General features: G+C 63.2%; 13 protein-coding genes. 4 read left to right on the top strand and 9 right to left on the bottom strand.

The features are described 5' to 3' along the window. Nucleotides 1-294: VOC family protein (locus tag ACXJ7R_RS12460; protein WP_457152102.1), on the top strand; the 294-nt coding region annotated here is incomplete at its 5' end. Between the two features lie 7 nt (nt 295-301). Here ACXJ7R_RS12460 and ACXJ7R_RS12455 read toward each other — a convergent pair. Both ACXJ7R_RS12455 and ACXJ7R_RS12450 read right to left on the bottom strand, forming a co-directional pair. Next, nucleotides 302-1,777, bottom strand: a complete 1,476-nt coding sequence (locus ACXJ7R_RS12455) for a cobyric acid synthase (protein ID WP_457152101.1) — start codon at nt 1,775-1,777, stop codon at nt 302-304. Then, complete coding sequence (locus ACXJ7R_RS12450; protein WP_457152100.1) at nt 1,777-2,391, bottom strand: dimethylsulfonioproprionate lyase family protein; 615 nt, start codon at nt 2,389-2,391, stop codon at nt 1,777-1,779. Before ACXJ7R_RS12450 ends, ACXJ7R_RS12455 begins: the two co-directional genes overlap by 1 nt. Before the next feature lie 289 nt (nt 2,392-2,680). On the opposite strand from ACXJ7R_RS12450, the gene ACXJ7R_RS12445 reads away from it, so the two are divergent. Together ACXJ7R_RS12445 and mmsB are read left to right on the top strand one after the other, a co-directional pair. Next, nucleotides 2,681-3,847, top strand: a complete 1,167-nt coding sequence (locus ACXJ7R_RS12445; protein ID WP_457152099.1) for an isobutyryl-CoA dehydrogenase — start codon at nt 2,681-2,683, stop codon at nt 3,845-3,847. A 26-nt stretch (nt 3,848-3,873) separates the two neighbouring features. Then, the gene (gene mmsB / locus ACXJ7R_RS12440) at nt 3,874-4,758 is read left to right on the top strand and encodes a 3-hydroxyisobutyrate dehydrogenase (RefSeq protein ID WP_457152098.1); all 885 of its coding nucleotides are present in this window, start codon (nt 3,874-3,876) and stop codon (nt 4,756-4,758) included. Between the two features lie 271 nt (nt 4,759-5,029). On the opposite strand, the gene ACXJ7R_RS12435 is transcribed toward mmsB, so the two are convergent. The 4 genes from ACXJ7R_RS12435 to ACXJ7R_RS12420 all read right to left on the bottom strand — a co-directional run bounded on the left by ACXJ7R_RS12435 (nt 5,030) and on the right by ACXJ7R_RS12420 (nt 10,070). Further along, a complete protein-coding gene (locus ACXJ7R_RS12435) occupies nt 5,030-5,674 on the bottom strand; it encodes a cytochrome c oxidase assembly factor Coa1 family protein (RefSeq protein ID WP_457152097.1) in 645 nt (214 codons plus the stop codon). A 90-nt stretch (nt 5,675-5,764) separates the two neighbouring features. Beyond that, nucleotides 5,765-6,130, bottom strand: a complete 366-nt coding sequence (locus tag ACXJ7R_RS12430) for a hypothetical protein (RefSeq protein WP_457152096.1) — start codon at nt 6,128-6,130, stop codon at nt 5,765-5,767. A gap of 136 nt (nt 6,131-6,266) precedes the next feature. Further along, the gene (locus ACXJ7R_RS12425; RefSeq protein WP_457152095.1) at nt 6,267-7,646 is read right to left on the bottom strand and encodes an aspartate aminotransferase family protein; all 1,380 of its coding nucleotides are present in this window, start codon (nt 7,644-7,646) and stop codon (nt 6,267-6,269) included. A 348-nt stretch (nt 7,647-7,994) separates the two neighbouring features. Beyond that, nucleotides 7,995-10,070 carry a prolyl oligopeptidase family serine peptidase gene (locus ACXJ7R_RS12420; protein WP_457152094.1) on the bottom strand — a complete coding sequence of 692 codons (2,076 nt, stop codon included), beginning with the start codon at nt 10,068-10,070 and terminating at the stop codon, nt 7,995-7,997. Nucleotides 10,071-10,219: 149 nt separating this feature from the next. Here ACXJ7R_RS12420 and ACXJ7R_RS12415 point away from each other — a divergent pair, with 149 nt between their 5' ends. Then, nucleotides 10,220-10,789, top strand: a complete 570-nt coding sequence (locus ACXJ7R_RS12415) for a hypothetical protein (RefSeq protein ID WP_457152093.1) — start codon at nt 10,220-10,222, stop codon at nt 10,787-10,789. Here ACXJ7R_RS12415 and ACXJ7R_RS12410 read toward each other — a convergent pair. From ACXJ7R_RS12410 to ACXJ7R_RS12400, 3 genes are all read right to left on the bottom strand, one after another. Next, nucleotides 10,781-11,944, bottom strand: coding sequence for an MFS transporter (locus tag ACXJ7R_RS12410; RefSeq protein WP_457152092.1), 1,164 nt, complete (start codon nt 11,942-11,944; stop codon nt 10,781-10,783). The genes ACXJ7R_RS12415 and ACXJ7R_RS12410 overlap by 9 nt on opposite strands. After that, complete coding sequence (locus ACXJ7R_RS12405) at nt 11,941-13,122, bottom strand: MFS transporter (protein WP_457152103.1); 1,182 nt, start codon at nt 13,120-13,122, stop codon at nt 11,941-11,943. The genes ACXJ7R_RS12410 and ACXJ7R_RS12405 overlap by 4 nt, the downstream gene beginning before the upstream one ends. A gap of 183 nt (nt 13,123-13,305) precedes the next feature. Next, the coding region (locus tag ACXJ7R_RS12400; protein WP_457152091.1) for a phospholipase D-like domain-containing protein at nt 13,306-13,722 on the bottom strand (417 nt) is incomplete at its 5' end.

The following is a 13,722-nucleotide window of genomic DNA, read 5'->3' as shown; positions in this document are numbered from 1 at the left end:
GTCGTGCACCATGCCGAACTGGTTTTCGGCTCGTCGATGATCATGCTGGGCACGGTGCGCGACGACGACTACGGCAAGATGGTCGGCGAGCCCGGCCCAGGCGGCGGTAAGTCGATCTACATTGCCGTCGACGATGCCGATGCCGCCTATGCCAAAGCCAGGAAGGCCGGTGCCACGATCATCCAGGAATTGACCAACCGCGACTATGGCAGCCGCGAGTTCATCTGCCGCGATCCCGAAGGCAGTGTCTGGTCGTTCGGGACCTACTGGCCGAAGGCTGGCGACAAGGCATAGGCAAGGTCTAGCGCGCCAGCGCGAAAATTGCGTCGCAGTTGAGGTGGCTTTCCAACTCGGCTGCGACCTCGTCCAGCGCCCGCTCGACTTCGGCCCGATAATCGATGCCGCCACCCTTGATGCCGAGGCTTTCAAGGAATTTCCCGCGAAAGCCGTCGGCGCCGAACAGGCCATGCATATAGGTGCCGATCACCTTGCCGTCGGCGGAGATAGCGCCATCCTCGACACCATTGATGATCGCCGACGGTCGCATTGTGTCCGGACCCGTGGTGTGGCCAAGGTGGATCTCGTAGCCCTCGAGCGGCAGATCGAATTGTACCGAGCGGGCACTGACATTGCGCACCGTCTTCTCCGGTTCCATCACCGTCTCGACGTCGAGCAGGCCAAGCCCTTCGGCTTCGGTTACGCTGCCTTCKATGCCGTCCGGGTCGTGCACCGAGCGGCCAAGCATCTGGAAGCCGCCGCAAATGCCAACGACATGGCCGCCCCGCTTGCAGTGGGCAAGAAGGTCCCGGTCCCAGCCGTTCTCGCGGAATTTCAAGAGATCGCCGATCGTCGACTTGGAGCCGGGAATGACCACCAGCCCGGCATCGGCCGGCAAAGGCTTTCCGGGCGGCACGAACACCACCTCGACCTGCGGTTCGGCCTTGAGCGGATCGAGATCGTCGAAATTGGCGATGCGGCCAAGCATCGGCACGGCCACCTTCAGCGCGCGCGTCTCGCCGGACGCCAGCCGTTCCAGCACCACCGAATCCTCCGAAGGCAGCCGCGCTGCCGCCTTCAGCCACGGCACCACGCCAAAACACCGCCAGCCGGTAAATTTCTCGATCGACCTTATGCCATCGTCGAACAGCGAGACGTCGCCGCGAAACTTGTTGATGAGGTAGCCGACGATCATGCGCCGGTCCTCTTCCGGCAGGATCAGATGTGTGCCGGCCACCGAGGCGATGACGCCGCCGCGATCGATATCGCCGACCAGCACCACCGGCACGTTGGCCCGCGTCGCAAAGCCCATATTGGCAATGTCGCGGTTGCGCAGGTTGATCTCGGCCGGCGAACCGGCGCCCTCCACGATGACAAGGTCGGCGCCCTCGCCGACCTTGTTCCAGGAGTCCAGCACGGCGTCCATCAGTTGGCCCTTCAGTGCTTGATAGTCGCGCGCCCGCGCTTCGCCAAACACCTTGCCCTGCACGATGACCTGCGCACCGACATCGGTCTGCGGCTTGAGCAGCACCGGGTTCATGTGGACCGACGGCGCCACACCGCAAGCGATCGCCTGCAGCCATTGCGCGCGGCCGATCTCGCCGCCGCCGGCCTTGTTGTCGCCGGGAATGTCGGCGACCGCAGCGTTGTTCGACATGTTCTGCGGCTTAAACGGCCGCACCTTCAGCCCACGCTTTTTTGCTGCCCGGCAAAGGCCGGCGACCAGCACCGTCTTGCCGACATCCGAACCCGTGCCTTGCAGCATGATCGCCTTGGCCATCAGCCCCTGCCCTGCGCCACGGTTCCGGTGATCGTGGATTTTGCAGCCAGTGGCCCGCCGCGCCAGATGTAGAGCGCCAGCAATGGCTCCAGGCCGGTGCGCATGGCGTGGTTGACGTTGGAAGCATGGTGGACGACCTCGCCAGCCGCGCGGCGGCGAAACCCGCTCTCACCCATCCGCCACTCGGTGCCGCCGGTCAGCGGAATGTAGATCTCCTCGGCAACATGATGATGGTCGGGATAGACGATATCGGGGCCAAGAATCAGCAGGCCGGCGGCGACCTCGTCATTGGCGAAGTGGCCGCGTGTGCCGAACACTTCGAGCCAGCCGTAATTGTCGATAAATGCTTCACCGAAATCCGCCTTGCTATAGGTCTGCCCCCAGCGGAGATCATTCCGACGTTCCGCAAGCAATCGCACCAGCGGCTTGGCATCGGGCGGCGCCAGTTCGGCGGCGCGATCGAGGTGGCGCAGGCAGCCAAGCGGATGCGGCTCCAGCGCGCGGGCTGGCATGTCCCAGGCGATCCCCGCCACGGCGTCGCGCACCAGGGCGTCGTCCACGGAAGCGAGATAGGCGTGGAACTGTTCCAGCAGTTCATCGAATTTTGTCGCCACGTCTCGCTCCGAACATGCATTGGTGCACAGCCGCTCCGCAGGAGGTCGGGTTGCGCGGCGGCATCATTGGTCTAGATTGGTGCGCGCGCAAAGCCAAAAACAACAGGCCAGCGAGCTTAAGATGTGTTGAGATTCAGGTCAGGCCTGGCCGAAAACGGCGGTTTTCGAGAACCGGAGCGGAGCGTACTTAAGGTACGTGAGCACCGGAAGTGCAAGAAACCGACGTTTGCAGGCCGGCATCACCTGAGTATCAACATAACTTAGCTGGCCAGCACATAGGGAGCACGCCATGGACGCCGCGGTCGATGCGAGCACCAGCCAGTTCGAACTCAACGAGGAACAGCGCGCCATCCAGGAGATGGCGCAGGCCTTCGCCGCCGACCGCGTCGCGCCGAACGCACTCGATTGGGACCGCAGGAAACACTTCCCCGCCGACGTGATCCGCGAGACCGGGCCGCTCGGCCTCGGCGGCATCTATGTCCGAGACGATGTCGGCGGCTCCGCGCTCGGCCGGCTCGACGCTGTGCTGATCTTCGAGGCGCTCTCGCGCGCCGATCCGGCCTTTTCGTCGTTCATCTCGATCCACAACATGGTCGCCTCGATGATCGACCGTTTCGGCAATGAGGAGCAGCGCCAGCGATTCCTGCCGAAGCTCACCTCAATGGAATGGCTGGCGAGCTACTGCCTGACCGAACCGGGCTCCGGATCGGATGCCGCGGCGCTGAAGACGCGCGCGGTGAAGAGCGGCGGCGACTATGTCCTCAACGGCACCAAGCAGTTCATCTCGGGCGCCGGTGACAGCGACGTCTACGCCGTCATGGTGCGCACCGGCGCCGACGGGCCGAAAGGCATTTCCACCATCGTCGTTCCCAAGGACGCGCCCGGCCTCTCCTTCGGCGCCAACGAGCACAAGATGGGCTGGCACATGCAGTCGACCCGCCAGGTCATCTTCGAAGACTGCAAGGTGCCGGCGGAAAACCTGCTATCGGGCGAAGGCGCCGGCTTCGGCATCGCCATGGCCGGGCTCGACGGCGGCCGGCTGAACATAGCCGCCTGTTCGCTGGGCGGCGCGCAATCGGCGCTCGACAAGGCGCTGTCCTACGCCGCCGAGCGCAAGGCGTTCGGCTCCAGGATCAACCAGTTCCAGGCGCTGCAGTTCAGGCTGGCCGATATGGAGACCGAACTGCAGGCGGCGCGCATCTTCCTCTACGCCGCCGCCTCGAAGCTCGACGGCAAGGCGCCGGACGCCGGCAAATGGTCGGCAATGGCCAAGCGCTTCGTCACCGACACCGGCTTCACCGTGGCCAACGACGCGCTGCAACTGCTCGGCGGCTACGGCTACCTGCACGATTACGGCATCGAGAAGCTGGTGCGGGACCTGCGCGTCCATCAGATCCTCGAAGGCACCAACGAGATCATGCGCGTCATCATCGCGCGAGCCCTGATCGGCCGCTGACGCCAGAAGAACCTGGGAGACAGACAATGACGACGATCGCCTTCATCGGGCTCGGCAACATGGGCAATCCAATGGCGGCCAATCTGGTCAAGGCCGGGCATGCCGTGCATGGCTTCGACCTGATGCCGGAGAATCTGACGGTCGCCCGCGAGCATGGCGTCATCATTATGGCCAATGCACCGGCCGCGGTGAAGGACGCCGATGTGGTGGTCACCATGCTGCCGGCTGGCAAGCATGTGCTGTCGGTCTATGAAGACATTGCTCCCAAGGCCAAAAAGGGCGCGCTGTTCATTGATTCCTCGACCATCGATGTCGAATCGGCCCGCAAGGCGCATGCCGTCGCCACCAGGCACGGCCTGCTGTCCATCGACGCACCGGTCTCAGGCGGCACCGGCGGTGCGGCGGCCGGCACACTGACCTTCATGGCCGGTGGCTCCGACAATGCCTTCGCCGCCGCCGAGCCGATCCTGAAGCCGATGGCCGGGCGTATCGTCCATTGCGGCGGCGACGGCGCAGGACAGGCCGCCAAGATCTGCAACAACATGATCCTCGGCATTTCGATGATCGGCGTCGCCGAGGCCTTCGTGCTGGCGGAAAGGCTCGGCCTCTCGCACCAGGCGCTGTTCGACGTCGCCTCGACTTCGTCCGGCCAGTGCTGGTCGCTGACCACCTACTGCCCGGTGCCCGGCCCTGTGCCGACCTCGCCCGCCAACCGCGACTACAAGCCGGGCTTTGCCGCCGCTCTGATGCTGAAGGACCTGAGGCTGGCGCAGGAGGCAGCACAAGGATGCGGCGCGGTGACCCCGCTTGGTGCTGAGGCGGCTCAGCTCTATGCGCTGTTCAACGCCCAGGGGCATGCAGGCGCCGATTTTTCCGGAATCATTAATTTTCTGCGCGGAGCCAATCCATAAGCTCCTAATATAACTGGTTTTTTTGCTTATCTTGAGAGAAACCGGTCAAATTTAGGTTTGCTTAAGCTCTCGATAACCCCCCGGTAACGATGTTTCTGTAAAACGGAATGYGAGGCGGACATATCGCATCCGCCCGGCGCTCCGGATCAGGTCTCGCGTACCGGAGCCCGTAAGTTTCGCCAAGTGTTTGCGTAGCGAAACGCCATGCGTATCTGGCAAAGCCGCGTTCCCGATGGAGCGCGGTTTTTGCATTTCATCATTGCAGCCTGTTTTATATACCGATTGCCGCATTCGGGATCGCGACATGATCTTCATTGATCAGCACGATCGGTGCATCGGCTCCCTCGACCCTGACGACCAGCAGGCGCAGGCTCCACGTGCCTGCTGTCCGGACAGCGGTCGAGAAGGCGGTGCCCTTGCCCTTGGCGCCATGGACCGGAATGCTGAACTGGGCATCGCCCTGCCCATTCGCGTTGACATTGAGATGGCCACCGACCCAGAAACTCTCGGTCAGGTCATCACCGAGGGCGGCCTTGACGCGGTCGTCGCCGCGAAGCTTGTCCATGGTCATGTGATAGGCATCGCTGCCTTTCAGCACGTAAGGAATGCCGCCGACCATCGCCGCACAGCCGCCGATGCTGACCACCCAGATGACAAGGCCGGCGATCGCCCAGTTGCGTTGCGTCTTGCGGAACTGTTCCGCGTCGCGCCAGGCGCGGTTCTGCCAGGCCCAGCGGCTGCCGCGCGCACCCAGTACGATGATCATGACGATGTTGACGACAGGGATCAGTGCCAGCAGCGCGATGAAGGTGCTGTTGCCGATACCCCAGATCCAGTTGAGGAAGAAGGCGCCCCAGTTCCAGCGGTCAAGTTCGGCCGGAATTTCGGCAGGCTGGTTAAGCGGCTGTCCGGCCATGATGTTCCCCCATCGGCAGATGTGCTTCATGGGTTCTAGCGTATGACCTCGAAAAACGGGAATCGGTTTTTCCCGAACGGCCTTTCTTTGTCAGGCCTTGTTGGAAAGCCGGCGAAAATTCGCCTTCACCGTACGGCTTGCCGGCTTCAGCGCGGCGCTGATCGACCGTTCCGCAGCGACGCCGTTGAACAACGACGGCGTGCGGCCGGCAAGGATTTCCGGCCAGAACCGCGATGCCGAATGCAGGAAGGACATTTGCGCCGCAAACGCCCCTTCGGCCATCGCCACGGTCTTCTCGTTCACCGCGCGCGCCGTCTCCGTGCCCCATGGCTTCCCGCTCCCGGCATCCAACGCCATCAACGGCAGCCGCATCAGCGCCACCATCGGCGCCAGCATCAGGTCACCGCCGATGCTGGCTGCATGTTGCAGCCGTCGGCTCTTGCCGGTCTTTTTCATGGAAACAGTCCCCTTGTCGCAGCCACGTCGGCTGCTGACCCGCACACTAAGCGCTGAGGGTGAAATTCGTTCCCCCACGAAATGTTTCTCGAAGCCGGGCATTCTCATCGAGAACGCCCGGTCGAGGTACCGATCCCTATCGCTTGCGCAGATCCGCCTGCGCCAGGTCCAGCRCCTTGGAGATGCGCTCGCAAGCCATGTCGATCGTGTCACGGGTCCAGATCAGCGGCGGCGACAGGATCATCGTGTCGCCGGTGGCGCGCAGCATCATGCCGTGCGCGATCGCATGGTCGCGCACGGTCACCGCCGCACTTCCCGACGGCAGGAACCGCTCCTTGGTGGCCTTGTCCTTGACGATTTCGATCGCGCCCATCAGCCCGATCGAGCGCACCTCGCCGACCAGATCATGCCCGGCAATGCGCTCCTGCAACGCCTTGGCGAAATACGGCCCGGTATCGTTCCTGACGCGATCGACCAGCCCTTCCCGCTCGATGATCTCAAGGTTCTTCAGCGCCACGGCACAGGCCACCGGATGACCAGAATAGGTATAGCCGTGATTGAACTCGCCGCCCTTCCCGACCAGGGTCGCGGCGATGCGGTCGCCGACCAGCAATGCCGACAGCGGCTGGTAGCCCGAGGTCAGTGCCTTGGCCGTGGTGATGGTGTCCGGCTCGATGCCGAGCGTTTGTGATGCGAACCATTCACCGGTGCGGCCGTAGCCGGTGATGACCTCGTCCAGCATCAGCAGGACATCGTATTTGCGGCAGATGCGCTGCACTTCCGGCCAGTAGCTGACCGGCGGTATCTTCACGCCGCCTGCCCCCATCACCGGCTCGCCGATGAAGGCCGCAACTTTGTCGGCACCGGCTTCGAGGATCGCATCCTCGACGGCCTTGGCCGCCCGCAGGCCGAAGTCATGATCGCTCTCGCCCGGCAGTGCGAGTTCATAGGCATAAGGCATCATCACATGGACGATGTTGGGCACCGCGCCGCCGAGCTGCTTGTGCATGGCGTCCATGCCGCCGAGCGAGGTGCCGGCAACGGTCGAGCCGTGATAGGCCATCTTTCGCGAGATGATGCGGTTCTTCTCCGGCTTGCCTTCCAGCACCCAGTAGTGGCGGACAAGGCGCAGCGCCGTGTCGTTGGCTTCCGACCCAGACGAGCCGTAGAACACCTGGTTGACGTGCTTCGGCGCGATCTCCGCCAGCTTCTTGGACAACAGCACCGGCGTCGGCGTCGAGCATTTGAAGAAGGAGTTGTAGTAGGGCAGCTCCTTCATCTGCGCGTAGGCGGCCTCGGCCAGTTCGTCGCGGCCATAGCCGATGTTGACGCACCACAGCCCGGCCATGCCGTCGAGGATCTCAGTCCCCTCGGTATCGTAGATGAACGGCCCGTTGGCATGGGTGATGATGCGCGAGCCGGCTTCGCGCAATTCCTTATGGTCGGTGAACGGGTGGAGATGGTGCGCGGCGTCGATCTGCTGAAGCTGCTTCAGCGAATAATTCTGATAGGTCATTGATCTGATCTTTCCTCTGGATTCTATCCGGCCGTGCCGGGAGCGAATGCGTCAGAGGCAAGCAGGTGGTGAATAACCGATGCGGGCGCACAGGCGCAGAAGCTCGGCGCGCAGCGTGCGCGGTGACGGTGTCACCGCGACCCGGAATGCGCGAGCCCCAAATACGGGAGCCAAAGTCCTGACGAAAGCCATGGACGGCACCTTAGAGCAATTCCGGGAAAAGAGTGAAGCGGTTTTCCCGGGAAAAGCTCGTAGCGCTCTCCCTCAGGGAATTGCATCAAAACAAAGAGCGAGCAAAGGGCGGTCGAAGTGAACCACCCTTTGCGTTTGCAGCGCCGAGACTTCGGCTCATGCCTTGCCGCTCAGCGCCCTTTGTAGGAACACATATTTCATCGCCGTCTGCGCCGCCTGCGGCCGGCGGTCGCCGCGTCCACCATGTCCGCCCTCGGTCTCCTCGAAGAACAGCGTCCGGGTGTGGCCGGCTTCCTGCAGGCGGGCCGCCATCTTGCGCRCATGACCGGGATGGACGCGGTCGTCAGCGGTCGAGGTGGTCAGTAGCACCGGAGGATAGGCGGCATCGGCCGCAACATGCTGGTAGGGCGAATAGGCCGAAAGCCACTTCGCATCTTCCGGTTTCGACGGATCGCCATATTCGGCCATCCAGGAGGCACCTGGCGGCAATTCGGTGTAGCGCAGCATGTCGAGCAGCGGCACCTCGATGATCACGGCACCGAAAAACTCGGGATGCTGCGTCATGGAAACGCCGGTCAGCAAGCCGCCGTTCGAGCCGCCCTGGATGCCGAGCGAAGCGGCCGTCGCAATGCCGCGCTTGACGACGTCCTGCGCGACCGCGGCGAAATCGTCGAAGGCGTTCTGGCGGTTGCCCTTGAGCGCCGCCTGATGCCAGGCCGGGCCGAACTCTCCGCCGCCGCGAATACAGGCTTGGACATAGGCATTGCCCCTTTCCAGCCACAGCCTGCCGCGCACGCCGGCATAGCTTGGCAGAAGCGGGACTTCGAAACCACCATAGCCATAAAGCAGCGTCGGCACCGGACCCTTCTGGTCGCGCCGCCGGACGACGAAGTACGGGATCATCGTGCCGTCCTTCGAGCGCGCCTCGAACTGCTCCGAGATCAGCGGCGACGCATCGAAGCGGGCCGGCTGCGACTTCACGGTGGCGAGCGTCTCGCCATCGTCGTCCGACCAGATGATCGAACTCGGCGTCAGGAAGTCGGTGAAGGAGAAGGAAACGCTGGAGCCGAAATGCTCGGCGTGGCTGATGCCGACATTGCCGTTCTCGGGCAGTGCCACGGGCTTCTGCGACCAGCCGCGATCCTTGCGCTCGCAGACGACTACCTTGCCGCGCACGTTGTCCATCAGATTGATGAACAGGCGGTCCTGCGTGCGGGCAATGCCGGCAATCGACACGCGATACGCCGGCTCCAGCAAGGTCTCCACTGGGCCGAGCGTGCCAGCCTCGACCCAGTGTGCCAGATCCAGCGAATAGAGACCATCAGGCTTGCACGAAGTGCCGTCGGGCGCCGTCCACGGGCTGCGCACGCCGAAGACGAGTTGATCCTTGAAGATCGCCGTATCGGTCACGTAGTCAGGCAACGGCAGGCGTTTGTTCTCGCCGGAAGGCAGCCGCAGGAAGATATGTGAGGCGAAGAAATCGAGCGTCCGGGCCAGGATCAGATAACGTCTGTCGCCGTCGAACTCGACGCCAGCGCCAACCGCGAGATCTTCCTTCCGCCCCTCGAAGATCGGTGTCGCGTCTTCCAGTTTGGTGCCGCGCTTCCACAGCTTGACCACGCGCGGATAACCGGATTGCGTCTTGTCCTCCTCCTCGAAAGCCGCCGAGACGATGACGGTGTCCTTGTCCAGCCAGCCGAAGCCCGACTTGGAAGCGGGTGCGCGAAATCCATCCTCGACAAAGGATTTGGTCGCGATGTCGAATTCGCGCATCTCGCTGGCGTCACCGCCATCCGGCGACATCGAGACAAGGCAGAGGTTGAAGTCCGGATAGAGCCGGCTGGCACCGCTGAACACCCACTTGATTCCGTCCTTGGCCGCAAGCTGGTCGAAGTCGACGATCGTTTCCCAGTCGGCCTTCTCGGTCTTGTAGGAAGCCACCGTCGTGCGGCGCCACAGCCCGAGCACATTGGTCTTGTCCTGCCAGAAATTGTAGACATGGCCGGCAATCGCGGCACCGACTGCGATGTTGTCCTCGGCAGTCATCAGGTCGAGCGCGGTCTGGAACGACGCCTGATAGGACGGATCGCCCTGCAGTTCACCGACCGTTACCTCGTTCTGACCATGCACCCAGTCGAGCGACTGCTTGGCTGTCCTGTCCTCCAGCCAGAGAAAGGGATCTTCGGTCGAAGGGGTGGAATTTGGCAGGGTCTGCGTGGTCGACTTGGTCATAGGGTCTCCGGTAAACTCATCAAGGCTCGGTGTCGCACACATCGTCATGCCACTACCGAAATTCAATTGGAACGCGCGAAAGAAGCGACCCGCCATACAGCATCAAGTGCGAAACCTTATCCGGCCATGTGTCGCTACGAGGAAACCTGATGCAATTTCTCTACATTGCGAAAGAGAGATTTGATCCGTCCAGCGGCACGGAATGGACGAAATACATCGAGTGGTCGGGCCTAACCCAACTGACCGAAGTCGTCACCCTCGATGGAATGCTCGGCCGGGTCGCGCTTGGCGAGACAAAGGACAGCTACTGGCCCCACATTGTCAACGAGGACTGGATGCTCGATTTCTTTGTGGACCTGGAGTTTCTGCTTTCGCAACTGGCGGGTACGAACGAATTGAATATCTTAAGCGTAATTCGAAAGCCGTCGACGGACGTRCATTCGATTGATTGGGGCGGTTTCATCTTCCTGGGCTACGACTTGTTGGATCAAGAAGGTTCCATAAGCGCGTTGACCAACTGCGGCGGTTTTCCCGACGTGTTCACGAATTCGGAGTTGTCTCAGTTTGGCCTGATACCCGACTTTGATCGTGCCGTCGAAATTCAGGACATGCTGCGCCGGAAGCACCCTGAGGAACGTCACGCGCATTGTGACATATGGGCAATTTCGAGATGGCAAGTCGATGACGAGCTGCGGCATCCCACAATCGGGTCAGGCTGACCTTCGACCAACGATGCTCGCAACCGCCAGCGCCAGACACATTAGGCCAAGGATAATCGGCAGGCCTCTTGCACCCAGAACATCCATCGCTGTGCCGGCCAGCGGCGGCACTGCGATGCCGCCGACGCCCCACATCAGGGAGAAGGCGGCGTTGCCGGCAACCAGTGTCGAGCCGGTGAAGCGCTCGCCGAGCTCGATGATCGACATCGTGTAGATGCCGTAGGAAACCGCACCCCAGACAAAGATCATCGGCCAGATCAGTGGCGTCTCGATGAGAAACGGCAGGAGCAGGCAGCCGAGCACCGTGATGGCGACACAGGCAAGCCGCACCAGGCGCGCTGAGAGCCTTTCGGCCAACAGGCCAAGTGGCACCTGCATGGCGATGTTCCCGGCGATCATCACCGAAAGCAGCGCCGACATGCGGGTCTCAGTGATGCCGTGATGGGTGCCATAGACGGGCAGCAAGGCCAGCGCGCCCTGCTCGAAGCCGGCGGCCACGATAACGGCAAACAAAAGCAGCCACGCCAAGGGCACGAAGCCCAGGACGGAAACGCGATGCCCGGCCTCGTCGACCTTGGGCAGACGCGGCAGCACCGAGGCCAGGCAGATGCCGCACAGCACGAAGGCCAAAATGCCGACGAGGAAGGGCGGCCAGCCCTCCGTGCCGACGGCAAGCAGGCAAAGCGGCCCGGCTGCGAAGCCGGCCGAGATGATCGTCGAATAGACGCCCATGACGCGTGCGCGCCGGGCCGGCGGCGCCAGCGCGATCACCCAGATCTCGCTCAGCACGTAAAGCGGGTTGGTCACCACGCCAATCAGGAAGCGCAGCGGAAACCACAGATAGACATCCTGCGTCCAGCCGATCAGCACCAGCACGATCGCCGAAAGCGCCGCGCAGGAGAGTGCCGTGCGCCCTGCCCCGAACCGGCGCGCCAGCGCCGGGATCAGTGGTGACGAGACGATGAAACCTATCGGTGTCATTGCCGCCGACAGGCCGATCATCGCCGGTGAGACGCCCTGGCGCTGCAGGATGAAGCTCAGCAGCGGATAGGACAGGCCTTGCGCGATGGCGAACACCGAGACGGTCGCGATCACGCCGGTGATCGCCGCCCACTGCATCGCGGTCTCACTGTCGCTCGAACCGTTCGTGATCATGCCTTGCCGCTCCGGCGCACGGACGAGCGATACAGCGCGAACATCACCAGCAACGCGTCGAGACCGGCGATCACGACCGGCAGGCCGAGCGGGCCGATGCCTTGCATGAGCAGCCCGGCACCCGGCGGGCCGACAATACCGCCGACGCCCCACATCAGCGCGAAGGCGGCGTTGCCGGCGACCAGCACCGAGCCCTTGAAGCGGCTGCCCAGTTCGACCAGCGCCATTGTGTAGACGCCGTAGCCGACGGCGCCCATCACCAGCAGCACGACCCAGATCAGCGGCGTCATGACCAGCAGCGGCAGCAAGAGCGCGCAAGTCGCGGTTGCCAGCGCACAGACGATGATCATGGCACGACCGCCAAAACGCTCCGCCAGCAGGCCGAGTGGGATCTGCAGCAGGATGTTGCCCAGCGAAAGCGCCATCACCAGCGAGGCAAGCACGGCCTCCGCCAGGCCGTAGCTGGCGCCGAACACCGGCAGCAGCGCATAGGTGCTTTGCTGGACCGCGGCCGAAACCAGGACGGCAAGCAGCAGTGCCGGCGCCACCTTGGCAAAGCCGACTAGGCCGCTGGCAGGTTGGCCGTCATCCTCGAAGCCGGTGAGCCTGGAAGAGACGGCGTGCAGGATCACCGCGCAGAGCGTGAAGCCGGCGACACCGACCAGGAAGGGAGCCCAGCCCGACGTGCCCAGCAGGGTCAGTGCGAACGGCCCGGCCGCATAGCCGGCGCCCAGCAGCGTGTTGAACACACCCATGACCCGGCCCCGTCGCGATGGCGGCGCCAGCGACAGCGCCCAGACCTCGCCAAGGATGTAGAGCGGATTGATGACCACGCCGATGATGAAGCGGATGACGAACCAGGCCACCCAGTCCTGCAGATAGCCGACGCCCAGGAAGCAGAGCGCGCCGATCAGCGAGCAGCCGACCGCCAGCGTGCGTGCGCCGACCAGCCGCACCGCGGCCGGCACGAAGGAAGCCGAAAGGATCAGGCCGAGCGGCATCATCGCCGCCGACAAGCCGATCAGCGCCGGCGACATTCCCTGCTTCTGCATCAGCAGCGTGAACAGCGGCGAGCTCAGCCCTTGCGCGGCGCCGAACATGGCAAGTGCTGCGGTGACACCGGCAAGCGCTGCCCACTGCGTTCCCGCTTCGCCTTCGCTCGAGCCGGTCGCGACCATGCTGATACTGTCATCCATGTGAAAGTGCAGGCTATCCCGCCGGCAAGCCCGACTAGCTACTGGTTCGATTTGGGGAAAGGAAGGGCCGGACGACGAAATCCGCTTGCGCCACCGGACCCGTCCTGTCGGCTGAAGCCGATCGGTCGCTCATCGAATGGAGGCAGGTGCTGAACCTGGTGGAGGCTAYGGAAAATACCGGGCGATAGCCCCCTTCTTGCCGTCGGCGTACGGCTTCAGCCACTTGTCGTCGATGGAAATCCCGTCATCGTCGGAAGGTCCCTTGCCGATCGTCCTGCGCCAGGCGCGGAACTTGTAGTGGTCGAACACGTCGAGCATATGCACCGCATAGGCGGYGGCGAAGGTCTTGTCGCCCTCCACGATCACCATGTTCTCGTCATTCTCGTAGGAAGCCTTGTAACCGAGATTGTGGCTGCCGGTGATGACCGTGGCATTGTCCTCCATCGGGTCGATGATGACGATCTTGTCGTGCACGATCGCATGGCCGACGGTCAGTACTTCTGCCTGGAAGTCGCGGGCGATCGTGGCGCCAGTCAGGTTTGCGGCCCGCACGATGGAAACGTTCGGCATCTCCCAGACCTG

It is taken from the genome of Mesorhizobium sp. P5_C1, from assembly GCF_054049815.1.
Note: the sequence above shows the minus strand (reverse complement) of the source record. Positions and strands in the feature narration are given on the sequence as shown.

Excerpts from the sequence above, each read along its gene's own strand:
- ACXJ7R_RS12445 (WP_457152099.1), top strand. The coding sequence starts at position 2,681 with ATGGACGCCGCGGTCGATGCGAGCACCAGCCAGTTCGAACTCAACGAG.
- mmsB (WP_457152098.1), top strand. The coding sequence starts at position 3,874 with ATGACGACGATCGCCTTCATCGGGCTCGGCAACATGGGCAATCCAATG.
- ACXJ7R_RS12435 (WP_457152097.1), bottom strand. The coding sequence starts at position 5,674 with ATGGCCGGACAGCCGCTTAACCAGCCTGCCGAAATTCCGGCCGAACTT.
- ACXJ7R_RS12430 (WP_457152096.1), bottom strand. The coding sequence starts at position 6,130 with ATGAAAAAGACCGGCAAGAGCCGACGGCTGCAACATGCAGCCAGCATC.
- ACXJ7R_RS12410 (WP_457152092.1), bottom strand. The coding sequence starts at position 11,944 with ATGATCACGAACGGTTCGAGCGACAGTGAGACCGCGATGCAGTGGGCG.
- ACXJ7R_RS12405 (WP_457152103.1), bottom strand. The coding sequence starts at position 13,122 with ATGGTCGCGACCGGCTCGAGCGAAGGCGAAGCGGGAACGCAGTGGGCA.